The organism is Pseudomonas guangdongensis (genome assembly GCF_900105885.1).
GTDB classification, from domain to species: domain Bacteria; phylum Pseudomonadota; class Gammaproteobacteria; order Pseudomonadales; family Pseudomonadaceae; genus Geopseudomonas; species Geopseudomonas guangdongensis.
This window is the reverse complement of record NZ_LT629780.1, coordinates 1712305-1734320: the sequence shown is the minus strand read 5'-3', so window position 1 is coordinate 1734320 and position 22016 is coordinate 1712305. Positions and strand designations below refer to the sequence as shown.

The window sequence follows — 22016 nt, the reverse complement described above, 5'->3', positions numbered from 1 at the left end:
TCTTCACACCTGATAGACCGGCACCCGGTGGCACCAGCGGTCCTTGTATTCACGGTCGGCGCGGCCGAACGAGTAGCGCAGCGGCTTGCCCAGCGCGCGGGCCTCGGCCCAGGCCGCCTGGGTGTTGACGAAGCTCAGCACGCTGCCAGGGCTGAAGGCGCGCTGCTGCGGATCGACCCCGCCGTTGATGTACTCCAGCGACACCCAGCGCGGCGCCTCGACCCGGTAGAGGATCTGGATGGCCACCGGCGTGCCGTCGAGATAGATCAGCGAACCGGTCATGAACTCGCGCAGCAGGGCGAACACTTCGGCGAGATGGCCCTTGCCCGGCACCGCGAAGCCCCAGCGTCGCTCGAACAGCTCGGTGTAGATCGCCGCCTGCTCGGCCGGCGACAGCTCGAGCATCGGCCGGATCACCCCGCCGGCCTCTTCCAGCAGGCGCTGCTCGCGGCGCTGGTTGTAGCGGAACTTCTTGCCGTACTCCTCCGGCTCGCGGGCCAGCGCCAGGCCTTCCGGCTGCTCGCGCAGGCTGGCGAAACCCGAAGCATTCAGCACCGAAACGTAGCGCGCCCGGTGGCGCAACGGCGCCTGCGCGCCCTCGGCCGCCGGCAGGATCAGCTCAGCGTTGCCCAGGTCGAACAGCCCGCGCTTGCCGGCGCGCTTGAGTGCGTCCTTGCTGAGCGCGATGTACCGCCCCCAGGTGGGAATCGCCGCGAGCAGCTCGCCGCCACGCTCCCAGCCCAGATAACGCACCGGCATCTCCGCCAGCCCGGCCAGCCGCGCCAGCACCTCGGGATGGGTGGCGACGCTGCCGCCGAAGCGCTGCCAGGCGGCGGCATAGTCGGCGGCAGTGATCTCGCACCAGCCGCGCTCGCGGAAACAGCGCAGACGGTCGAGGATCACAGCGTGGCCTCCTGGCCTTCGTCCAGGCCCATGGCGTGCAGGCGCGCATAGTGGCCGTTGCGCCCCAGCAGCTCGGCGTGGGTACCGCGTTCGACGATGCGCCCCTGGTCCATCACCAGGATCAGGTCGGCCTTCTCGATGGTCGACAGGCGGTGGGCGATCACCAGGGTGGTGCGGCCCTGCATGACCCGATCCAGCGCGGCCTGGATGTGCCGCTCGGACTCGGTATCCAGCGCCGAGGTGGCCTCGTCGAGAATCAGCAGCGGCGCGTCCTTGAGCAGCGCACGAGCAATCGCCAAGCGCTGGCGCTGGCCGCCGGAAAGCAGCACGCCGTTCTCGCCGACCTCGGTATCCAGGCCCTGCGGCAGCTTGTCGATGAACTCCTTGGCATAGGCATCGGCGACCGCCCGCTCGATGGCCTCGCGCGGCGCGCCGGCCAGATCGCCGTAGGCTATGTTGCTGGCCACGCTGTCGTTGAACAGGGTGACCTGCTGGGTGACCAGGGCGATGTGCCGGCGCAGGTTGTGCAACTTGAAGTCCTCGATTTCCACCCCGTCGAGGAGGATCTGCCCCTGGTCGTGGTGATAGAAACGCGGAATCAGGTTGGCCAGGGTCGACTTGCCGCTGCCGGAGCGGCCGACCAGCGCGACCATCTGTCCCGGCTCGACGCTGAAGCTGATGTCGTGGAGCACCGGCTTGTCGGTGTCCGGGTAGGCGAAGCTGAGATGCTTCACCTCCAGACGGCCGTCGATGCGCTCGCGCTCGACCGTGCCGGCATCGGTTTCCGGGGTCTCGTCGAGCTGCTCGAAGATACTGTCGGCGGCGGCCAGACCTTTCTGGATGTTGGCGCTGACTTCGGAAAGCTGGCGGATCGGCTTGGGCAGCAGGCCGGCGGCGGTGATGTAGGCCACAAGATCGCCGGCGGTGGCGTCGCCGCGCAGGAGCAGAACCAGGAACATCAGCACGGCCATGGCAATGTAGATCAGCAGTTGCAGGGTCGGCGTATACACCGCGCCGGTCTTGACCATGCGCAACTGCTTGTCGGTATTGCTCTGGCTGGCGCCGAAGAAACGCTGCTGCTCGTAGCGCTCGCCGCCGAAGCTGCGCACCACGCGATACCCCTGAATGGTTTCCGAGGCGACATGGGTGACATCGCCCATCGCCACCTGGATCTTCTTGCTCTGCTTGCGGAATTTCTTGCTGGCGCTGCTCACCACCAGGGCGATGACCGGCAGGATCGCCAGCATCACCAGGGTCAGCATCCAGTTCATCCACAGCAAGTAGGCGAACAGGAAGATCACCGTCAGCCCCTCGCGGATCACCACCTTGATCGCATCGGTGGCGGCGCCGGTGACCATGGTCACGTTGAAGGTGATCCGCGAGATCAGGTGACCGGAGTTGTGCTGGTCGTAGTAGCGATTGGGCAGCGTCAGCAGGCTGTTGAACAGTTGCACGCGCAGGTCATGCACCAGGCCGAGCGAAACGCGGGCCAGGTAGTAGTTGCCGAGGAACGAGCCGAAGCCCTGCCAGGTGGCGATCAGCACGATCAGCAGGGGCACCGCGTGCAGCAGCGGCAACTCGGCCAGCCAGGGCACGCCGGGGAACAGGGCGGCATCGGGATTGCTCAACCCGTCGACGAAGTACTTGAGGATTCCCGCCAGCATCGGCTGGGTCGAGGCGAAGATCACATAGCCGACGATGCTGACCAGGAAATAGCCGATGTAGGGCTTCACATAGGCCAGCAGGCGGAAATAGATCTTGAGGCTGGATGCAGCCTCCTGCCCGGGGGTTTCTGTCATGACGGCTCTCGCCCGAAAAAGGGGACAGCAATCTTAACACTCCTCCCGCCATGGCAGCGCCCCACCGAGATCAGGCATCATATGCCGCCTTGCGATCATTGAGGCGCCCGATACGTGCTGACGTTTACCCCCTTGCCCACGGCGATGCTGAGCGAGATGACCGAAGGTGCCCGGATCCTTGAGCAGGACAGCTTCGGCCCCAAGGTCTACCGGCTGCGCGACGGCAACATGCTCAAGCTGTTCCGCCGCAAGCGCCTGCTCTCCTCGGCATTGCTGCGCCCGCACTCCCAGCGTTTCTGCTCTAATGCCGACGCTCTTCAGGCCCGCGGCATACCGACCCTGCAGCCACTGGCGCTATATCGACTGGATGACCCGGCATGGACCGCAGTGCTCTACCAGCCGCTGCCGGGCGAGACCCTTTCCCAACTGTTGCGCGACGACGCCAGCTTCTGGCAGACCTTGCTGCCACAACTCGCGTCCTTCATCGGCCTCTTGCACGCAAGCGGTGTGTATTTCCGCTCGCTGCACCTCGGCAATATCGTTCGTACTCCGGACGGCCTGCTCGGCCTGATCGACATCGCCGATCTACAACTGCGCCGGCCGCCGCTCAGCCAACGCCTGATCCGCCGCAACCGCGAACACTTCGACAAGTACCTGCGCAAGGAAGGCTTCGCCTTCGACAGCACCCAGCTGTGGGACTACGGCAAGCCGGCACGGGTAGAACGCTCCTGAGGATCGCTCTGCCCCACCGGTACTGATCCTCTACATGGCAGTCCCGTACCTATTGATGATTAGCGCCATCGGCAACAGCACCAACAGCCAGAGCTCGTCCGGGTTGCCCACCAGCTTGCTGCCATCGAAGTTCAGCACGATCAGCGCAACCAAAAGGTACAGCCCCCAGGGATCGCGCTGCCGCCAGGCGCGCTGGAGGACGATTGCCATCAGTGCTAGGAAGACCAGCAGAGAAACTAGGCCGCTGTAGAGGCCGAGTGCCAGGAAGATATTGTGGGGATGCTGGATATGAGCTCCACCGGAAAGGGTTGTCTCGCTGACATGCTGCATGCCACAGCCCAGCCACAATCCACACTCCAGCCACTCGCCCGCCAGGATGCGCCACAGCTCGAAGCGGCCGGAGTCGGCACGGGCGAACAAGCTGGATACCTCCGGTACTTCGCGTATGGCGAACAGGACCAGTCCACCGAGCAATACGGCAGCGACTCCCAGCCACAACAGATGACGCGCCCGGCGTAGCGTCAGCCATCCAGCGACCAGCACGCCGAGCGCCAGCAGGCCGACCAGTCCAGATCGGCTCTGCAGCACATAAGCCATGCAGAACACCGCCAACGCCACGGCAGCGGCCAGCTCCACCCAGCGCCGCTGCGCTACCCAGGCTGGCAGCGCCAGGGCGAAGCAGCATGCCAGCCACATGCTGGTATAAATCGGTCCGGTCATCCTGCCCGGCAGCCAGAGCACCCGCTCGCCCGGCTCGTAACGTCCAGAGATCCAATAGACGATGGCCGAGCCCAGTACGTAGAACCCCAGAATCCAGAAAAGGCCGCGCGCGAACAATGGGGTCCGCAGCAACTGCGGATCCGCCAGCTGACTGACCAGCAGTACGAACAGGGCCACATAGAGCACATGCTTGAAATACTGCCCATCCGCCGACAGGACACCGATCAGTACGTACCAGGCACACAGTGCCCCCCACAGCCATAGCGCGGGCGACGACTGTACATCACGCCCTTTGTGCGCCAGCAACACCCCCAAGGCCGGCAACGCCAGCAGAACATAGTAGACGTTATTGACCATTTTGCTGGTCGGTAGCAGCAGGAAGCAGGCAATGAAGATCAGCAAGGCCGGCGTGAAATAGCCGAACCGCTCATGCAATCCCTTTAGGCGTTGTACGGCACTCACAGAAACACTCCAAGCAGAAGACCTATCACGAAAGCCAAGACTAGGCGCATGCGCTCGTGCTTCTTGCGCCGCGCCTTCTTGGCGCGCTCCTCGGGCACGCTGACATGCTCGCCGAAGCCGGTATGCAGCACGGCGTCGTTCTCCAGGATCAGCGCATGGCGCTGCTCGTCGGCGTACAGCCGCGACAGGTCCTTCTCGCCGGCGTGCCGGGCATAGGGCGCATGCACCTGGTAGTCGGCCAGACGGCGCAATCCGGGATTGAAGGAGAAGCCCTGCCAGTCCTCCTTGTGCGAGCCGACCCGATAGCAGGGAATGCCCTGGATCACCTGGCGCTCGCCCAGGTAGACGTACGGGCTGTGAATCGCCAGATCGTGGGCGAAACTGCGCAGCCAGACCTGCAGGGCCTGCGGATCGGCTTCCAGCAGCGTCCGCGATTCCTCGATGAAGCCCGGCCGATAGAACGCCCAGTCGTCCTCGCAGTGGAAGATCCACGGCGTCTTGACGTGGGAGTAGGCCAGATCGATAGAGCGCAGTTGCCCCAGCCGGGGCACGTTGACGAAGAAAGTGGTGTGCGCGCGCCAGTGCTCGGGAATGCAGGCCTCCACCGCCTTGTCGCCCGAATCCTCGGTGATGAACACTTCGCGGATCGGCGTGGTATTGAAGGCATCGAAGCTGGCCAGCGTCCGGGTGAGCAGGTCGAAGCGCCCGCAACTGGTCACCACCAGAGTGACGTCACTGTCCTTGGAAAAGATCAAGATTCAAACCTCTCGAAAACCCTGGGGGGTGATGCTCCAGGCATCTTGTGCGGCCAGCGCGGCATCGCCCGACAGCTCATGTTCGCCATGGGCGGGCCAGGCATCGCACTTCCAGCCGATGAAGTGGAAATAGGGGAATTGCCGCGTACCGTCGCGGTCGTTGCGCAACTGCCCACGCTGCCAGATCCAACGCCGCGGAAAATCGAAGCTGCCGTCGAGCCAGGCCACCCGGCCATTCGGCGTACTGAAGGCCTCGACGAACTCGCTGCAGCGCCGCCAGGGGTTGCAGGCGTCGGCCAGTCGCCGCAACGGTGCCGGCCAGCTCTTGTGGCGGATGAATAGCCGGCTGAAGGCGCCCTCGTCGAAGGCGTTGTGCTCGCTGGACGCCAGCTTCGCCTGCCAGCCGGGCACCTGCATGAAGGCCTCGCGCATCCGCGCGTTGTTGCGCAGCAGGCACAGATGGCCGGAGACGCGCCGCTCATGGGTGGAGAGCAGATCAAAACGCTGCAGCCGTTCGGCGCTGAAATAGCCGCGCAGATCGCCATACACCAGATCGATATCGCTGAAGCCCCAGAAATCGAAGCCCTCCAGCTCGTCGGCATGCACATGCCCCAGCGCCGGCTTCAGGTCGCAGAGCTTGTAGGGGCTCTGCGGCCGGAAGTCGATGCCCAGCCGCGCGGACACCAGAGCGCAGTAGTCGGCAAAGCTCATGGCCCGAAAGCGCACGTTGTCCGGCGCATCGGGCGGTGTGCCGCAGTCGGTGAAGAACAGCCACTGCACATCCGGGTTGAAACGACAGCTCTGCAGGAAGAACGGCATCCAGAACGGCCAGCGGCCGAAATAGGGGACCAGAAACAGCAGGCGCGGCGCGGTCATCCTCAGACTCCCAGGCGATTGCGCAGCCGGCTGAACCAGCCGGGCGCCGGGGCGGGCCGCAAGGGTGCCTGCATGGCCTGCACGATCTGGGCGCCGATGCGCGCGAAGCTGTAGCGCGACTCGGCCAGCGCCCGGCCGCTGGCGGCGATCCGCGCCGCCCAGGCCGGATCGCCGCGCAGTTGCGCCAGCTTGCCGCGCAGTTCGTCGACCGTCCGGTACAGCACCAGGTTCTCCATGTCGACGAAGCCCAGCGCGCGGTTCTCCTCCTCGCCCTGATCGTAGGCCAGCAGTACGCAGCCGCAGGCCATGGCCTCGAAGTTCTTGATCATGTACTCGCCCATGCCGACGTCGGCGCTGACGAAGAAGCGGATACGGTTGAGGGCATTGAGGTAGTCTTCGCCGGACTTGGTGCGGGTCGCCACTAGGTTCTCCACCTGCGCCAGCTCGTCCAGCAGCGCCTTGCGCCCGCTGTAGGCGACGCTCTTGGTGCTGCCGACGAAGCCCAGTTCGATATCGCGCTCGCGCTCCAGATCGCGTAGCAAGGCCTGGTCGTAGCCCTTGGGCACGAAGACGGCATCCACACCCTCCTCGCGCAAGCGCCGGGTCACCACCTGACCGGAGCCGATCACCCGCGCCCAGGGCAGCTTGCGATAGTGCGCGCTGAACCTGCCGGTGTACTTGCAGGGGATGTAGTTCTGGTAGGCATCATGTTCGAGGATCACCAGATTCGGCACGCTGCGGATGAAATCCACCTGGCGGATTTCCTGCTTGAAGCGCAGGAAGAACAGGATGCGGTCGTAGCGGGCCACATCTACATGATCGCGGAAATAACGGCGCAGGTTGGCCTGCTCTTCGCGCCCCAGCCAGCGGATGTCGCACTCGCAGTGGTGCTGGATGCCTTCGTAGAGGCGATCAAGGATCGCCCGCTGTTCGGCCTGAACCAGGAACAGAACTTTCATTTCATTTCACCCACTCGCTCGGCTTGTACCAGCGGAAGCTCGCGACAGCCTCGGCGGCTGACTTCGACTTGTCTACATGACATCCGTCGGGGCTCCCGCAGGGCGGCAATGGCGCTCAGAAAGGCTTCGGGCTCATTCAGCGGCAGGCTCTGCAGGACATCGACCGGCAGCTCCCACCAGGCGCTCGCCAGCAGCGCCTCGATCACCTGCGGCGGATGCCGATAACGCAGGATGCGTGCCGGCGTCCCGGCGACCACCGCATACGCAGGCACGTCGCGGGTCACCACGGCACGCGCCGCGATCACCGCCCCCGTGCCGACGGTGACGCCCTCCATGATCATCGCCTCGCGGCCGATCCAGACGTCATGTCCGATCTCTACCGGCTTGCCGGGGGCGGCATAGTGCAACGCCGTCCCGGTGTACTGGAAGGGATGCGAGCTGACCCAGTCCAGCGGATGGCCGGCCCTCTCCTGGCCGATCACGACGGCGTTGCCGATCGAGCAGAATCGCCCGATCCGCGCGACATTCAGCAGTTCGGAGGCGCTGCGTACATAGCTCATGGCGCCGACCTGCAAGTGCTCGAAGGCGCCAAGCACTTCGCCGATGGAAGCCCCCTCCTCCAGCACCAGCAGCGCCTTGCCCGGCAAGGCGTGGACATCGACAGCCAACTTGAAGCCGCGCTTGCGCAACCAACGCCTGCACAGAGTGGCCTTCAGCGCCTTGAACACGATAAATGCCCCTGGAAATTCGATTGCGTCATTGGGTGCGCGGCATGGCGCACGTCACTGGCTGCATCGCAGCCGTCTAATCGGTCGGCAGCGATTGGCGGAGCACCATCGGCAACTGCCAGAAGGTGGCCCGTACGCGCTGATCGGAAAAACGCTGCAGCGCCTCGGCCATTTGCGGGCCGTCCTGCGCCACGGCCACAGCCTGCGTCAGCGCGCGCGCCAGGGCCTGCTCGTCGGCCAGCGTGAACAGTCGCCCGACACCCTCGACCACTTCCCTGCCGCCGCCACAATTCGAGCAGATCGCCGGTACTCCGGCGGCCATCGCCTCCAGCAGCACCATGCCGAACGGCTCGTGATCGGAGGTCAGGGCGAACACGTCGAAGGCCTTGAAATAACGACGCCCCTGCGGCACCTGGCCGAGAAAGCGCACCTGCTCGGCGATACCCAGCTCCGCCGCCAGCGCCTTCAGCGACGACTCTAGGCGCCCCCTGCCCATGATCGCCAGCAGGCTGCCGGCCGGCAGCCGCGGCAGCGCCAGGGCAAAGCCACGGATCAGCGTGGCCTGGTCCTTGTCCGGATGCAGGCGGCCGACGTTGCCGACCACCCAGGCGTCCGGCGGCAGGCCGAGGAACTCGCGGGCCGCCTCGCGGGAGACCTGCTCGGCCTGCACCGCGGCCACGTCGATGCGGTTGTAAAGGGTTTCGATGCGCTCGGCCGGCCAGTCCGGCAGGCTGGCGCGCATGTCGTCGCGCACCGCATTGGACACGCCGAGCAGGGCCAGGCGCTTGCCGAAGAAATTGGCGAACAGCTGCCGCGAGCGGCGGCGATAGTCGCCGAAGGCGTGATGCACCCCGATCACCGGCAGCTTCGTGCCCAGCAGCGCCACATAGATCGGCTTGAAGCGGTGGGCGATGCACAGGCGAAAGTCCCGCGAGGCGGCGATCCGGCGGATCTGCGCGATGGCCTTGAGCTTGAGCCCGCGCACCGCGCGGCTGGAGTGATCGAGGAAGATCACCTCATCCGAGGCCGAGCCACGCACCACCTCATCGCTCGGCGCGCCGGTCAGGTAGACGGTGCAGACCTTGTAGGGCGTGCCGACGAAGAGCGCGGCGTACTGCCGCGCGCAATCGAGGAACGGGCCGTCATAGCCGTGGCAGAACTGCAGCACCCAGGGCTGCACGCCATCCGGCGCCTCAGACGTTGTCATACCCGTCCACCCCGTCCTTGACCACCAGAATGTCTTCCATGATCAGGTACTGCAGGTCCGAGCCGTAGAACATGTTCAGCGCGTCAGTGGGCGAGCAGACCATCGGCTCGCCGCGGCGGTTGAGCGAGGTGTTCAGCGACACGCCGTTGCCGGTGAGCTTCTCCAGTTCGAGCATCAGGTCGTACCAGCGCGGGTTGTGGCGGCGCTCCAGCACCTGGGCGCGCGAGGTGCCGTCCTCGTGGACCACTTCCGGCACGCGGTCCTTCCACTCCTCGTTCACTTCGAAGGTGAAGGTCATGAACGGGCTCGGGTGGTCGACCTTGAGCATCTGCGGGGCGACGGTGTCCAGCATCGACGGGCAGAACGGCCTCCAGCGCTCGCGGAACTTGATCTGCTCGTTGATGCGGTCGGCGACGCCCGGCACGCTCGGACAGCCGATGATCGAACGCCCGCCGAGGGCGCGCGGGCCGAACTCCATGCGGCCCTGGAACCAGGCCACCGGGTTGCCGTCGGCCATGATCCGGGCGATGCGTGCCGGCGCGTCGTCGATCTTGCGCCACTTCGGCGCATTCGGGTGGCGGGCGCAGGCGGCGATCACGTCCTCGTTGGAGTAGGCCGGGCCGAGGTAGACGTGCTCCATCTTCTCCACCGGCACGCCGCGCTTGACCGACACGTAGGCGGCGGCGCCCACCGCGGTACCGGCATCGCCCGAGGCCGGCTGCACGAACAGCTCCTTGACCTCGTCGCGGGCGATGATCTTCTGGTTGAGCTTGACGTTCAGTGCGCAGCCGCCGGCGAAGGCGATCTTGCCGGTTTCGCGGATGATGTCGCCGAGGTAGTAATCCATCATCTCCAGCGCCAGCTTTTCGAACAGAGCCTGCATGCTGGCAGCGTAGTGGATGTACGGGTCGTCGGCGATGTCGCCTTCACGCTTCGGGCCCAGCCACTCGATCAGCTTGGGCGAGAAGTAGTAGCCCTTGCCGTTTTCCTTGTAGCGGCGGAAGCCGATGACGTTGGCGTACTCGGTGTTGATCACCAGCTCGCCGTTCTCGAACTTGGCCAGCCGCGAGAAGTCGTACTTGGCCGCGTCGCCGTAGGGCGCCATGCCCATCACCTTGAACTCGCCGTCGAGCATCTCGAAGCCGAGGTACTCGGTGAGCGCGCCGTACAGGCCGCCGAGGGAGTCCGGATCGTAGAATTCCTTGATCTTGTGGATCTTGCCGTTCTCGCCCCAGCCGAAGAAGGTGGTGGCGTACTCGCCCTTGCCGTCGATGCCCATGATCGCGGTCTTCTCGCTGAAGCCGGAGCAGTGGTAGGCGCTGGAGGCGTGGGCCAGATGGTGCTCGACCGGCTCGATCTTGACCTTCTTCAGGTCGAAACCGAGCTGCTGCAGGCACCACTGGATGCGCTTCTTGTAGCGGTAGTAGCGGCGGTTGCCGAACAGGATGGCGTCCAGCGCCCGGTCCGGGGCGTAGGCGTAGCGCTTGGCGTAGTGCCAGCGCGCCTTGTCGAACAGGCTGATCGGCGCGAAGGGAATCGCCACCACGTCGACGTCGCTCGGCTTGATGCCGGCCTGCTCCAGGCAGAACTTGGCCGACTCGTAGGGCATGCGGTTCTTGGCGTGCTTGTCGCGCACGAAGCGCTCTTCTTCGACGGCGGCGATCAGCTTGCCGTCGATGTAGAGGGCCGCGGACGGGTCATGGCTGAGGGCGCCGGAAAGGCCGAGGACGGTCAATGCCACAGATGTATCCCTCTATCTATTCGGGCAGGTGCCGGGCACCTGCGGTAAACGTTGGTCGAGCAACCGGTACAGGGCCGAATCGGCCGGCCAGTTGCGCAGAAAGCGTGCGCGGTCTTTGGCATAGGCCCGGGCGAAGCGCCGCGGGCAACGGTGCTGGCGCATGGCGTCGAGGTCGATCAGCGCCCAGCGGCCGTCCTGCCAGAAGATGTTGTGGCCCTTCAGGTCGCCATGGCTGATCCGCTCGCGCAGCAGCGTGGCGAACAGCCGGTCCAGGGCGACCAGCTCGGCTTCCGCCGGCAGCCGGCCGTCCAGTGCCGCAAAGCGCGCGATTATATCCTGCCCCTGCAGGTATTCGGTAACCAGCCAGGCGCGCCCGCGCAGGCCGAGGCGGCGCTCCTCGCGCACCGCCAGCGGCAGCGGCGTGGCGATGCCGAGGAAGTCCAGACGGTTGCCCTCGACCCAGCTGTGCCAGGCGCGACTCGGTCGCCAGCAGCGCTTGAGCCAGTGCAGGGGGTTCTTGATGTTGTAGCGCTTGACCAGCAGCGGGCGGCCGTCCAGCTCGATGCGCGCCACGGTGGCGGCGCCGCCGGTCTTGAACAGGTGGCCGCGTTCGATGTGGCGATCCGGATCGTCGAGCAGCGCATCCAGTTCGGCGCCTTCGCTGCGGCGCAGGGCACACAGGCCACGGGCGTCGCGCTCGACGCGAAACAGCGAGCAGTCGCGGCCGAGCTTGTTCAGGTAGTCGCGCAGGCGCCAGCGGCGCACTTGGGCGATGGGCCGGCGCAGGTCGGCGGCCTGCAGCGCGAGGGCCGGATTGCCGCGGCGGTAGTCGGCCAGCAGCGCATCGAGGTGGGCGTCCAGCTCGGCCGGCAACTGGGCGAAGAACACCCCGAGGTTGTCTCGCGCCTGCGCGTGCGGCAGTGGCTGGCCGGGCGTGGCGGCGCGGATGCCGCCGGCGTCGATCAGCTGCAGGCGCCCGGCATGGCGCAGCAGGTTGTCCAGGTGCAGGTCGTCCTGCCACAGGCCGCGGGCGTGCAGGCGGCCGATGGCCTGCAGGGCCTCGCCGAGCAGCGCGGCCTGGGCGGCGGACAGCGGCGGCTGCTCGGACAGCGCCTGCCAGGCGGCGCCTAGGCTTTCGGCGCCGTCGAGAAACTCGAACAGCAGCCAGCCGCCCTCCCCGCTCAGTCCCTCGGCGAGCAGCGCCGGGCTGTCCAGTCGTTGCTCGCCGAGCAATCGCGCGCCCTCGCGCTCGCGGGCGTGCTGGCGCGCCGCCCTGGCGCCGACCAGCAGCTTGGCCAGCACCCGCCGGCCCTGCCATTCGGCCTCGCCGACGTAGCGCTGGCCGGGCAGCACGCGTAACAGGCTGAGCAGGCGCAGGCGGCCTTCCGGCAGCTCGATGTCCAGCGGCAGCGCCGGGCTGCGGCCGGCGCCGCACAGTTCGGCCAGTTTCATCGGCGGTTCGCCTTGTCGCTGTGGCGCGCGGCCAGGCGCGCGCTCCACTGGTCGAGACGCTCGAACTCGTCGAGGTAGAAGCCGAGCAGCACGCGCAGGTCCTTGTCGCCCCAGCTGCGCGCGCTGCGCCGCAGCAGGGTTTCCAGGTCCTTGATGCGGTCGCGCTGCGCCAGCCAGAACGGCCGGGTCTTCTCCAGGTCGATCAGGCAGGCGCGGAAGCCGTCGGCCTCGCGGCGCAGGAAGATGTGTTTGGGATACAGGCAGCCGTGCATCTGCCGGGCGCCGTGCAGGCGGCGGATCAGCTCGCCGCAGGCGCGCAGGATGGCGCGCTGCTCGACGCCGGGCAGGCTCGCCCAGTCGTCCAGCCAGTCGTTCAGGTCGCGCCAGCCGTCCAGCGCATGGGTCAGCAGGATGGCGCAGCGGTCGCCGTCGAGGCGCCGTTCGGCGTAGAAGGCGGCGCTCAAGGCGGGAATCTTCAGTGCCTGGTAGCGCTGGATGTTGCGCAGCTCGCGGGCGAAGGTCGGCTCGCCCAGCGGATGGCACAGGCTGCGGGTCAGGTGGTTGCGCTGACGCTTGAGGTAGTAGGCGCGATCTTCCAGCTCCAGACGACAGACGCTGCTCCAGCCGCCGCGCTCGGTGTTCGGCTCGTCGACCGCCGGCAGCTCCAGCGCCCAGAGCGCGGCGAAGTTGTCCAGGCCATGGCGGGCCAGTAGCAGACGGTCTTCGCCGGCGATGAAGTCCTTCATTCCCTTCCCTCGAAGTAGCCGACGATCTGCCGGATGCGTCGCTTGTCGGCGTCGTTCAGCCGCGCGCGGCCGCGGTATTGCAGGTAGAAGCGCAGCCGCTGGCTGCGGCTCAGCACGTACTTGGCGACCTTGTCCAGGCAGGCCAGGTCCTTGACGATGCGCCGGCGCAGCAGCGGCCCCCACCAGAAGCTGCCGGACGGGCAGTCGATGAGGAACACCCGGCCCTCCTCGTCGACCAGCAGGTTGCGCCACTTCAGGTCGTTGTGGGTGAAGTGGTGGTCGTGCATGCGCCGGGTCGCCATGGCGATCTGCGCGCTGACCTGGCGCACCCAGGCGCCGTCGCGCAGGCGCGGATCGCCACGCTGGGCCAGCTCGGCCAGATCGAGGGTTCCCGGCAGTTCGCGGGTGATCATCGCGCCGCGCGCGAACACCCCGCCGCGCCGCTCCAGCCCCCAGGCGACGATGGGCGCGGTGGGAATGCCCCACTTGGCGAAGTGGCGCAGGTTCTGCCATTCGGCCTTGACCCGTGGCCGGCCCAGCCAGCGGCGCAGGCCCTTGCCGCCGCCGCTGTAGCGCTTGACGTAATAACGCACGCCCGCACGCTCGATGCGGATCAGCTCGGAGAGCGGATCGGAGGTGATGCGCTCGCCCTGCAGGGCGAACACCGCCGCCAGACTGCCGAAGTCGGCGTGCAGCGCGGCATAGCCGGGGTCGAGTGTCCAGGCCGCCATCAGAGCGCATCCCCGTAGCGCTGCTTGCGCGCGTAGAGCTTCGCCGCCTTGCGCTCCAGCCAGCCGAGCAGGCGCGCCTCGTCGCGCAGCGTGTCGCGCAGCGGACGGCGGAAGTAGTCCTTGAGAAAACGCAGCAGGTCGCGACGGGTCAGGCCGATGTCCAGCGCCGAGAAGTACAGCGCGGCCAGGTCCTTGTCGCGCCAGCGGCGCGGCACACGCTCGCGGGTCTGGGCGCGGTGCAGGTCGATCAGCGACAGGCGGAAGTCGTCGGCGCTCACCGCCTTGTCCGTATGCAACAAGAAGTGGCAGATGTAGCAATCGCGGTGGTTGACCCCGGCGCGATGCATGGCGCCGACCATCTCGGCGACGCGGCGGATCAGCGCGCGCTTGAGGCGCGGCGCCGGCGGGTTGCTGCGCCAGTCGAGGCTGAAGTCTTCGAGGCTGACGGTGGGCGCCAGCTCCTCGGTGACGATGAAGGAGTGCTGCGCGGCGGGGTTCAGGCCGCGCTCGCCGAAGGCCACCGCGGTCATGGTCGGCACGCCGGCCTCGGTGAGGCGGCGGATCGCCGTCCACTCCTGGCCGGCGCCGAGCACCGGGGCCTTGGCGGTGAGCAGGTTCTTGACGATCTCGCCCCAGCCGATGCCGCGATGGATCTTGACGAAGTAGCCACGCCCGGCGACCTCGGTGCGCAGGGTGCGGCGCCCCTCCAGCTCGCGGTAGACCTGGCCGTCGAGCTTTTCCACTTCGGCGAAGGCGTCCTTGCCCTGCCAGAGGGTCTTGAAGGGTTCGGCGAGGATCAGTTGCATGTCCCTTCCCCGAGGATCACGTCGGCGGCCTTCTGCGGCATGGAGTAGAGGTCCGCCGTATCGGCATAGGCCAGGCCGTTGGCGCCCCAGCGCGCGCGCGCCGCGGCGTCGGCGAGCATCTCGGCCAGGTACCGGTTGAGGCGCTCCTGCTCGAACGGGCTGGGCAGCACCCGGCCGCAGTCGGCATCGCCGATGTAGTGGGCGTAGCCGCACACGTCGCTGACCAGCACCGGCAGGCCGGAGACCAGCGCCTCGAGCAGCACGGTGCCGGTGTTCTCGTTGTAGGCCGGGTGGATCAGCAGGTCGGCGCCGAGCAGGAAACGCGGGATGTCGCTGCGCCCCTTGAGGATCTGCACCTGCTCGGACAGGCCGAGGGCCTTGACCTGCAGCAGGAACGGCCTGGGGTCGTCCTGGCCGATGGCGATCAGCCGGGTGCGTTTTTTAAGCTCGCGCGGCAGCGCGGCGAGCGCCTTGAGGCTGCGGTCCAGACCCTTGGTCTTGAACCCCGAGCCGATCTGCACCAGCAGCAGATCGTCGTCGCCCAGCGCGAACTCCTGACGGAACTCGGCGCGGATCGCGGCGGCGTTGGCCGGCGCGCGGCGATCCTGGGCGATGCCCGGCGGCAGCAGGTGGAAGCGTCCGGCCGGGGTGGCGTAGTGCTTGACGAACAGCGGCTGCTGCACCTCGGAAATCATCAGGATCTGGGTCTTCGCCTCGGGGGCGAACACCGCGCGCTCGTAGGCGGCGAAGTGCTTGTAGCGCTTGCTGAAGCGGTACAGCGGATTGCGCAGGGTCTGCGCCTTGTCCTCGAAACAGCCGTCGGCGGCGTAGTAGACGTCCAGGCCCGGCATCTTGTTGAAGCCGACCACCCGGTCGACCGGGTCGCGGGCCAGATCGGCGGCCAGCCAGGCGCTGAACTTCTCGTTGCGCCGGTGGTTGGACCAGGAGCGGATCCTGGCCACCCGCACGTCGAAGCCGGCGGGCACCTCGCCCTCCCAGATCGGCGTGTAGACACGGATGGCGTGGCCGCGGCGCTGGCATTCCAGGGCGATGCGCAGGAAGTCGCGCTGCAGCCCGCCATAGGGGAAGTACTTGTAGAGCACGAAGGCCAGTTGCATCAGGCGATTCTCGAAGGCAGCAGGGCCGCCAGTTCGGCGGCGACCCGCGCCGGATTCAGGCGGGTGAAGCACAGCGGCTGTTCCGTGGTCAGGTCGAAGCGCTGGCGGTCCTCGTCGGAGGGCACGTAGGCGCAGTGCTTCTTCAGGCAGGGCGCGCAGGGGAAATCGCTGGCCAGGTGCAGCTGGCCGTGCCCGTAGGCGCCGGTGTAGCCCGGGTTGGTCGGGCCGTAGAGGGACACGGTGGGCACGTCGAGCGCCGCGGCCAGGTGGCCGAGGCCGGTGTCCACCGCCACGCAGGCGCTGGCGCCGGCCAGTTCGGCGGCGATGCCGGCCAGATTGAGCTTCGGCAGCACCCGCACGCCGGCCAGACCGGCGGCGATGCGTTCGGCGCGGGCCTTTTCCTCGGCATTGCCCCACGGCAGGCGCAGCGCCCAGCCTTGGGCGCAGAGCCGCTCGGCCAGCTCGCGCCAGTAGCGCTCCGGCCAGTGCTTGGTGACCCAGGTGGTGCCGTGCAGCAGCAGCAGGTAGGGCGTCTCGGGGCTGCGCCCGGCCAGCAGGCACTGGCGATCCAGTGCGTAGTCGCCGCCGCCCTCGGGCAGCGCATAGCCGAGGGCCTGGGCGAACAGCTGGCGCACCCGCTCGACCGCGTGCATGCCCCAGGGCACCGCGAAGCCGAGATCGTAGAAGCGGCTGGCCAGCGGCTCGCGGGCGCTGGCGCGGTCCAGGCCGGCCACCGGGCCGCGGGCGTAGCGGGTCAGCCAGGCGCTCTTCAACAAGCCCTGGGCGTCGATCACCAGATCGTACTCGTGGGCGGCGACGGCGCGCTTGAAGGTGCGCCACTCGCCGCTGCGCCAGGTCTGCCAGGGCCGCTTGCGCCAGCGGCGCAGGGCCACCGGGATGACCTGCTCGACCGCCGGATGCCAGGCGGGAATCTCCGCGAAGCCTTCCTCGACCACCCAGTCGAAGCGGATCTCGGGAATCGCCCGCGCGGCGTCGGTGAGCGCCGGCAGGCTGTGGATGACATCGCCCAGCGACGAGGTCTTGATCAGCAGGACGCGCACTCAGTCCACCTGCGGCAAGGGATCGGCCAGCGGCTCGCCGGCCAGGCGCTGCAGGGCGTCCAGCACCGGCTGCGGCGACAGGTCGCGCAGGCAGTTGTAATGGCCGAAGCGGCAGGTGCGCTCGAAGCACGGGCTGCACTCCAGGCCCAGGCGGACGATTTCCACCTGCTCGGCCAGGGGCGGCGTGAACTGCGGCGAGGTGGAGCCGTACACCGCCACCAGCGGGCGGTTCAGCGCGGCAGCCACGTGCATCAGCCCCGAATCGTTGGACACCACCGCATCGGCGCAGGACAGCAGGTCGATGGCCTCGGCCAGGCTGGTCGCGCCGGCCAGGTTGACCGCTTCCTCCTTGAGGCCGGGGATCAGCTCGTCGCGGATCGCCTCGCCGACCGGGTGGTCGTTCTTCGAGCCGAACAGCCAGACCTGCCAGCCGGCGCGGATCTTGGCGTCGGCCACCGCGGCGTAGTGGCTGGCCGGCCAGCGCTTGGCCTCGCCGAACTCGGCGCCGGGACACAGCGCCAGCACCGGGCGGTCCAGCTCCAGGCCGAACTTGGCCAGCGCCGCAGAGCGGCTGGCCGGGTCGATGGCCAGTTGCGGGCGCGGATAGGGTTGCGGCAACGCGGCGCCGGGCGCGAAGGCCAGGGCCATGAAGCGCTCGATCATCAGCGGGTAGCGCGCCTTGTCCAGCGTGCGGATGTCGTTGAGCAGCACGTAGCGCATCTCGCCGCGCCAGCCGGTGCGCGTCGGGATGCCGGCGAAGAACGGCACCAGCGCGGATTTCAGCGAGTTGGGCAGGAGGATCGCCTGGTCGTACTGGCCGGCCAGCGACTGGCCGATCCTGCGGCGCCCGGCGAGGTCGAGCACGCCATGGCCGAACGGGAAGCTCAGCGCAGCGCGCACCTCGGGCATGCGTTCGAGGATCGGCCGGCTCCACTCCGGGGCCAGCACGTCGATCTGGCAACCGGGGTGGCGCTGCCTGAGACACTGGAACAGCGTCTGCGCCATCACCATGTCGCCTACCCAGCTGGGGCCGATGATCAGGATATTCATAGAAGAGCCGGAAGCAGGAAATCGTAGGGTGGGTCAGCTGCGCCAGCAGCGTAACCCACCAGGGATGCCGCAGGCATCCGCCGGCGGGTCCACCGCTGGCCGGCCCGATGGGCCGGATGGTGGGTTACGCCGCGCAGCGGCCAACCCACCCTACGCGCGCATGCCGCTTACTTGACCAGGGTGCGCCACTCGGCGTGGGCCTGGGTCTGGCCGGTGACCAGGTCGAAGTAGGCTTTCTGCAGCTTCTCGGTGACCGGGCCGCGGCGGCCGGCGCCGATCTGGCGGCCGTCCAGTTCGCGGATCGGGGTCACTTCGGCGGCGGTACCGGTGAAGAAGGCCTCGTCGGCGATGTATACCTCGTCGCGGGTGATGCGCTTCTCGACGATCTCCACGCCCTGCTCGCGGGCCAGGGTCAGCACGGTATTGCGGGTGATGCCGTTCAGGCAGGCGGTGACCTCGGGGGTGTAGATCACGCCGTCCTTGACGATGAAGATGTTCTCGCCCGAACCCTCGGCCACGTAGCCTTCCGGATCCAGCAGCAGGGCCTCGTCGGCGCCGGCGGAGACGGCTTCCTGCAGGGCCAGCATCGAGTTGATGTAGTGACCGCTGGCCTTGGCGCGGGTCATCGAGATGTTCACGTGGTGACGGGTGAACGAGCTGGTGCGGATCTTGATGCCGGTTTCCAGCGCTTCCTCGCCCATGTAGGCGCCCCAATGCCAGGCGGCGATGACCACGTGGACCTTCAGGTTGTCGGCGCGGATGCCCATGCCTTCGGAGCCGTAGAAGGCCAGCGGACGAATGTAGGCGCTGTCCAGGTTGTTCTCGCGCACCGCGGCGCGGGTGGCCTCGTTGATCTCGTCCTTGGTGAACGGGATCTTCATGCCCATGATGTGCGCGGAGTCGAACAGACGATCGGTGTGCGCCTGCAGACGGAAGATGGCGGTGCCATCGGGGGTCTTGTAGGCGCGCACGCCCTCGAACACGCCCATGCCGTAGTGCAGGGAGTGGGTCAGCACATGGGTGTTGGCTTCGCGCCAGGGCACCAGTTTGCCGTCATACCAGATAACGCCATCACGATCGGCCATCGACATTTTTTGCCAGCTCCTTCAAGAATTCGGGTTTGCCATCAACAGGCCCGGGGCGGACAGCGCGCTGCCCGCCGTGTCAGTCTTCCTGTCGCAATGGGACTAGGCGAGCCCCAGCTCGCGCCAGATCCGCATCACGCCGCGGCGTTCCTCGTGGAAGTGATCGCCACTGACCTGCCCGGCCTGTTTTTGCAGGGCGAGGCGGTGGGCGGCTGCACGATAGGCCTTGTAGGCCTCCTGCAGGAGACGGACGTCGGAGCTCGCGATCAGGCCAGCCCGCTCCAGCCCTTCCAGAATGCGGATGTTGTCGGTGAACCGCAGCAGTTCCGGATACTGCCGCGACCAGGCCAGAACGGCATATTGCACCATAAATTCGATATCGACGATACCACCGGCATCGTGCTTGAGATCGAAGGCCGCGGCGGCCTCGAAGGCCTCTGCGGCGGTACCGCCGGCGGTGGCGCGGGTCGCCAGATTGTCGCGCATCTTGGCGCGCATCTCGCTCACTTCGGTGCGCAGCGCCGCCTCGTCGCGCTCGCGGCCGAGCACCGCGGCGCGGATCGCCTCGAAGCGCTCGCCGACCGTCTCCGAGCCGGCCAGCACCCGAGCGCGCACCAGCGCCTGGTGCTCCCAGGTCCAGGCCTCGCCCTGCTGGTAGCGTTCGAAGGCCGCCAGCGAACTGGCCAGGAGGCCCGCCGCGCCGGACGGGCGCAGGCGCATGTCGACCTCGTAGAGCGCGCCGGAGGCGGTCTGTGCGGTGAGCAGGTGGATGATCCGCTGGCCCAGGCGGGTGTACAGCTGGGCGCTGTCGATCGGCTTGGCGCCGTCGGTTTCGGTCTGCGGATCGCCGTTGTGGATGAACACCAGGTCCAGGTCGGAGCCATGCCCCAGCTCGATGCCGCCGAGCTTGCCGTAGCCGACGATGACGAACTCCGGCTCGCGGGCCAGGCTGCCGTCCTCGCACAGCGGGAAGCCGTGCTTCTGGGTGACCTGGCGCCAGCCCAGCTGCAGCACCTGCTCAAGGATCGCCTCGGCCAGCCAGGTCAGGTAGTCGGACACCTTCATCAGCGGCAGGCTGCCGGCGATCTCCGAAGCCGCCACGCGCAGGCCGTGGGCCAGCTTGAAGTGGCGCAGCGCTTCCATCTGCTGCTCCAGGTCGTCCTCGGGAATGCGCGTCAGACGCTCGCGCAGCTCGGCGGCCAGCTCGCTCTTGCCCGGCGGGCTGAACAGCCGGCCCTCATTGAGCAGCTCGTCGAGCAGCAGCGGGAAGCGCGCGATCTGCTCGGCGATCCACGGGCTGGCGGCGCACAGGGTCAGCAGGCGGCCGAGGGCGCCGGGGTTTTCCGAGAGCAGCACCAGATAGGCGGAACGCCGCGCCACCGCCTCGACCAGCGGCAGCACCCGTTCGAGCATCAGATCGGGGTTGTCGCGCTCGGCCATCGCCGCCAGCAGGCGCGGCATGAAGGCGTCGAGCCGCTCGCGACCCAGGCGCTGCATGGCGCGCAGCGGCGAGCTGTGCTGCAGGCCCTCGATACGCTGCCAGGCGCTGAGCGAGTCGACGAAGCCGGCCTCGTGCAGCTGGTGCTGCGCGGCCTCGGCCTCCAGGGCGCCCTGCCACAGCGGCAACCATTCGTCGCCGACGCCCTGGCGGCCCTCGCCGACTTCGTCCTCGGGGTCGGCGATCACCTGGCGGAAGTGCCAGTCGACGCGCCCGCGCCAGTGGGCTAGGCGGTCGAGCAGCGCGTTCCAGCCGTCGAAGCCCATGATGAAGGCGACCCGCGCGCGCTCCAGCTCGCCATCGGGGAGCATCTGCGTCTGGCGGTCGGCGATGGCCTGCAGGGCATGCTCCAGGTAGCGCAGGAAGCAGTAGCCCTCCTTCAGCTCGTCGACCACCGGGGCCGGCAGGTAGCCCTGCCCGGCCAGGGTATCGAGCACCTTGAGCAGCGGTCGCTGCTGCAGGCTGAGGTCGCGCCCGCCGTGGATCAGCTGGAAGGCCTGGGCGATGAACTCTACCTCGCGGATGCCGCCGGCGCCGAGCTTGATGTTCTCGGTCATGCCCTTGCGGCGCACCTCCTGCTGGATCAGCTGCTTCATGCTGCGCAGCGCCTCGATGGCCGAGAAGTCCAGGTAGCGGCGATAGACGAACGGCCGCAGCATCTGCTGCAGCTGCGCGCCGGCGGCCTGGTCGCCGCCGACCACCCGCGCCTTGATCATCGCGTAGCGTTCCCAGTCGCGGCCCTGGTCCTGGTAGTACTGTTCCAGAGCGTTGAAGCTGTAGACCAGCGGGCCGCTGGAGCCGTAGGGGCGCAGGCGCATGTCGACGCGGAACACGAAGCCGTCGATGGTGATGGCATCCAGCGCCTTGATCAGCTTCTGGCCCAGACGGGTGAAGAACTCCTGGTTGTCCAGCGACCGGCGCGCGCCCTCGGTCTCACCGCCTTCGGGATAGGCGAAGATCAGGTCGATATCCGAGGACAGATTCAGCTCATGGGCGCCCAGCTTGCCCATGCCCAGCACCACCAGATGCTGCGCCGCGCCGCTGCGCCGGCCGACCGGCGTACCGGACTGCGCGCACTGCTGGGCGTACAGCCAGCGATAGGCCAGGTCGATGCTGGCGTCGGCCAGGTCGGAGAGATCGCTGCAGGTCTCGGCCAGATCGGCCTGACGGGTCACGTCGCGCCAGATGATCCGCGTCTGCTGGCGGTTGCGGTAGCGGCGCAGGCGCCGCGCCAGGTCGTCCTCGCCGGCGCAGCCGTCCAGCGCCGCGGCCAGCTGGGCGCGCAGCTCGCCGGGCGCCAGACGCCGCTCCAGCTCGCCGCTGGCGGCCAGTTCGAGGAGCATCGCGCTATCGCGCACGGCCTGCTCGACGACGAAGTCGCTGGCGGCGAACACTCGCCGCAGGGCGTCGCGACGCTCCTCCGGCCAGGCCGCGAAGGCCGCTTGACCGGCGTCATCGAGGCGCCCGAGGAAAGACGGCAGGCTGTGTTCGAGCAGCGCCTGCAGCTCGGCAGGCGGGGAGATCAGGGAGGGACGGCTCATCTGATTTGCGCGAGAAACCCCGTACTTCGAGTACGGAGAGGGATAG

19 protein-coding genes are annotated in these 22016 nt (G+C 67.7%); 1 reads left to right on the top strand and 18 read right to left on the bottom strand.

From position 1 onward, the window contains the following. Positions 1-3: 3 nt before the first annotated feature. Positions 4-900: a GNAT family N-acetyltransferase gene (locus tag BLU22_RS08325; protein ID WP_090216336.1), complete on the bottom strand. Its 897-nt coding sequence runs from the start codon at positions 898-900 to the stop codon at positions 4-6. Next, complete coding sequence (gene msbA / locus BLU22_RS08320) at positions 900-2702, bottom strand: lipid A export permease/ATP-binding protein MsbA (protein ID WP_090213570.1); 1803 nt, start codon at positions 2700-2702, stop codon at positions 900-902. The genes BLU22_RS08325 and msbA overlap by 1 nt, the downstream gene beginning before the upstream one ends. A gap of 156 nt (positions 2703-2858) precedes the next feature. Between msbA and BLU22_RS08315 the strand changes: the two genes are divergently transcribed. Further along, positions 2859-3434 carry a BUD32 family EKC/KEOPS complex subunit gene (locus BLU22_RS08315; protein WP_090216333.1) on the top strand — a complete coding sequence of 192 codons (576 nt, stop codon included), beginning with the start codon at positions 2859-2861 and terminating at the stop codon, positions 3432-3434. Positions 3435-3464: 30 nt separating this feature from the next. On the opposite strand, the gene BLU22_RS08310 is transcribed toward BLU22_RS08315, so the two are convergent. From BLU22_RS08310 to glnE, 16 genes are all read right to left on the bottom strand, one after another. Further along, positions 3465-4616, bottom strand: coding sequence for an O-antigen ligase family protein (locus tag BLU22_RS08310; protein WP_090213569.1), 1152 nt, complete (start codon positions 4614-4616; stop codon positions 3465-3467). After that, positions 4613-5371 (bottom strand): glycosyltransferase family 2 protein, encoded by a 759-nt coding sequence (locus BLU22_RS08305; protein ID WP_090213567.1) that lies wholly within the window; start codon positions 5369-5371, stop codon positions 4613-4615. The genes BLU22_RS08310 and BLU22_RS08305 overlap by 4 nt, the downstream gene beginning before the upstream one ends. A 3-nt stretch (positions 5372-5374) precedes the next feature. Then, positions 5375-6247 carry a DUF6625 family protein gene (locus tag BLU22_RS08300; RefSeq protein ID WP_090213566.1) on the bottom strand — a complete coding sequence of 291 codons (873 nt, stop codon included), beginning with the start codon at positions 6245-6247 and terminating at the stop codon, positions 5375-5377. A 2-nt stretch (positions 6248-6249) separates the two neighbouring features. Then, on the bottom strand, positions 6250-7206 hold the full coding sequence (locus BLU22_RS08295; RefSeq protein WP_090213564.1) for a glycosyltransferase family protein: 957 nt from the start codon (positions 7204-7206) through the stop codon (positions 6250-6252). Then, positions 7203-7934: a CatB-related O-acetyltransferase gene (locus BLU22_RS08290; protein WP_231975225.1), complete on the bottom strand. Its 732-nt coding sequence runs from the start codon at positions 7932-7934 to the stop codon at positions 7203-7205. Before BLU22_RS08290 ends, BLU22_RS08295 begins: the two co-directional genes overlap by 4 nt. Positions 7935-8010: 76 nt before the next feature. Continuing rightward, positions 8011-9141, bottom strand: a complete 1131-nt coding sequence (locus BLU22_RS08285; RefSeq protein WP_090213562.1) for a glycosyltransferase — start codon at positions 9139-9141, stop codon at positions 8011-8013. Beyond that, positions 9128-10882 (bottom strand): carbamoyltransferase family protein, encoded by a 1755-nt coding sequence (locus BLU22_RS08280; RefSeq protein ID WP_090213560.1) that lies wholly within the window; start codon positions 10880-10882, stop codon positions 9128-9130. The genes BLU22_RS08285 and BLU22_RS08280 overlap by 14 nt, the downstream gene beginning before the upstream one ends. Before the next feature lie 12 nt (positions 10883-10894). Beyond that, the gene (locus BLU22_RS08275) at positions 10895-12334 is read right to left on the bottom strand and encodes a lipopolysaccharide kinase InaA family protein (RefSeq protein ID WP_090213559.1); all 1440 of its coding nucleotides are present in this window, start codon (positions 12332-12334) and stop codon (positions 10895-10897) included. Continuing rightward, the gene (locus BLU22_RS08270) at positions 12331-13080 is read right to left on the bottom strand and encodes a lipopolysaccharide kinase InaA family protein (RefSeq protein WP_090213557.1); all 750 of its coding nucleotides are present in this window, start codon (positions 13078-13080) and stop codon (positions 12331-12333) included. The genes BLU22_RS08275 and BLU22_RS08270 overlap by 4 nt, the downstream gene beginning before the upstream one ends. Further along, positions 13077-13811, bottom strand: coding sequence for a lipopolysaccharide kinase InaA family protein (locus tag BLU22_RS08265; protein ID WP_090213556.1), 735 nt, complete (start codon positions 13809-13811; stop codon positions 13077-13079). Before BLU22_RS08265 ends, BLU22_RS08270 begins: the two co-directional genes overlap by 4 nt. Then, the gene (rfaP, locus tag BLU22_RS08260; protein ID WP_090213554.1) at positions 13811-14617 is read right to left on the bottom strand and encodes a lipopolysaccharide core heptose(I) kinase RfaP; all 807 of its coding nucleotides are present in this window, start codon (positions 14615-14617) and stop codon (positions 13811-13813) included. Before rfaP ends, BLU22_RS08265 begins: the two co-directional genes overlap by 1 nt. Next, positions 14608-15735: a glycosyltransferase family 4 protein gene (locus tag BLU22_RS08255; RefSeq protein WP_090213552.1), complete on the bottom strand. Its 1128-nt coding sequence runs from the start codon at positions 15733-15735 to the stop codon at positions 14608-14610. Before BLU22_RS08255 ends, rfaP begins: the two co-directional genes overlap by 10 nt. Continuing rightward, positions 15735-16796, bottom strand: a complete 1062-nt coding sequence (gene waaC / locus BLU22_RS08250) for a lipopolysaccharide heptosyltransferase I (protein WP_090213551.1) — start codon at positions 16794-16796, stop codon at positions 15735-15737. The genes BLU22_RS08255 and waaC overlap by 1 nt, the downstream gene beginning before the upstream one ends. Next, complete coding sequence (waaF, locus tag BLU22_RS08245) at positions 16797-17846, bottom strand: lipopolysaccharide heptosyltransferase II (RefSeq protein WP_090213549.1); 1050 nt, start codon at positions 17844-17846, stop codon at positions 16797-16799. A gap of 167 nt (positions 17847-18013) precedes the next feature. Beyond that, positions 18014-18937, bottom strand: a complete 924-nt coding sequence (locus BLU22_RS08240) for a branched-chain amino acid transaminase (protein WP_090213548.1) — start codon at positions 18935-18937, stop codon at positions 18014-18016. 96 nt (positions 18938-19033) lie between these two features. Continuing rightward, a complete protein-coding gene (gene glnE / locus BLU22_RS08235; protein WP_090213546.1) occupies positions 19034-21970 on the bottom strand; it encodes a bifunctional [glutamate--ammonia ligase]-adenylyl-L-tyrosine phosphorylase/[glutamate--ammonia-ligase] adenylyltransferase in 2937 nt (978 codons plus the stop codon). Between the last annotated feature and the right edge of the window lie 46 nt (positions 21971-22016).

Excerpts from the sequence above, each read along its gene's own strand:
- BLU22_RS08315 (WP_090216333.1), top strand. The coding sequence starts at position 2,859 with ATGACCGAAGGTGCCCGGATCCTTGAGCAGGACAGCTTCGGCCCCAAG.
- glnE (WP_090213546.1), bottom strand. The coding sequence starts at position 21,970 with ATGAGCCGTCCCTCCCTGATCTCCCCGCCTGCCGAGCTGCAGGCGCTG.
- rfaP (WP_090213554.1), bottom strand. The coding sequence starts at position 14,617 with ATGCAACTGATCCTCGCCGAACCCTTCAAGACCCTCTGGCAGGGCAAG.
- BLU22_RS08265 (WP_090213556.1), bottom strand. The coding sequence starts at position 13,811 with ATGGCGGCCTGGACACTCGACCCCGGCTATGCCGCGCTGCACGCCGAC.
- BLU22_RS08285 (WP_090213562.1), bottom strand. The coding sequence starts at position 9,141 with ATGACAACGTCTGAGGCGCCGGATGGCGTGCAGCCCTGGGTGCTGCAG.
- waaF (WP_090213549.1), bottom strand. The coding sequence starts at position 17,846 with ATGAATATCCTGATCATCGGCCCCAGCTGGGTAGGCGACATGGTGATG.
- BLU22_RS08275 (WP_090213559.1), bottom strand. The coding sequence starts at position 12,334 with ATGAAACTGGCCGAACTGTGCGGCGCCGGCCGCAGCCCGGCGCTGCCG.
- msbA (WP_090213570.1), bottom strand. The coding sequence starts at position 2,702 with ATGACAGAAACCCCCGGGCAGGAGGCTGCATCCAGCCTCAAGATCTAT.
- BLU22_RS08270 (WP_090213557.1), bottom strand. The coding sequence starts at position 13,080 with ATGAAGGACTTCATCGCCGGCGAAGACCGTCTGCTACTGGCCCGCCAT.
- BLU22_RS08255 (WP_090213552.1), bottom strand. The coding sequence starts at position 15,735 with ATGCAACTGGCCTTCGTGCTCTACAAGTACTTCCCCTATGGCGGGCTG.
- BLU22_RS08295 (WP_090213564.1), bottom strand. The coding sequence starts at position 7,206 with ATGAAAGTTCTGTTCCTGGTTCAGGCCGAACAGCGGGCGATCCTTGAT.
- BLU22_RS08300 (WP_090213566.1), bottom strand. The coding sequence starts at position 6,247 with ATGACCGCGCCGCGCCTGCTGTTTCTGGTCCCCTATTTCGGCCGCTGG.
- BLU22_RS08240 (WP_090213548.1), bottom strand. The coding sequence starts at position 18,937 with ATGTCGATGGCCGATCGTGATGGCGTTATCTGGTATGACGGCAAACTG.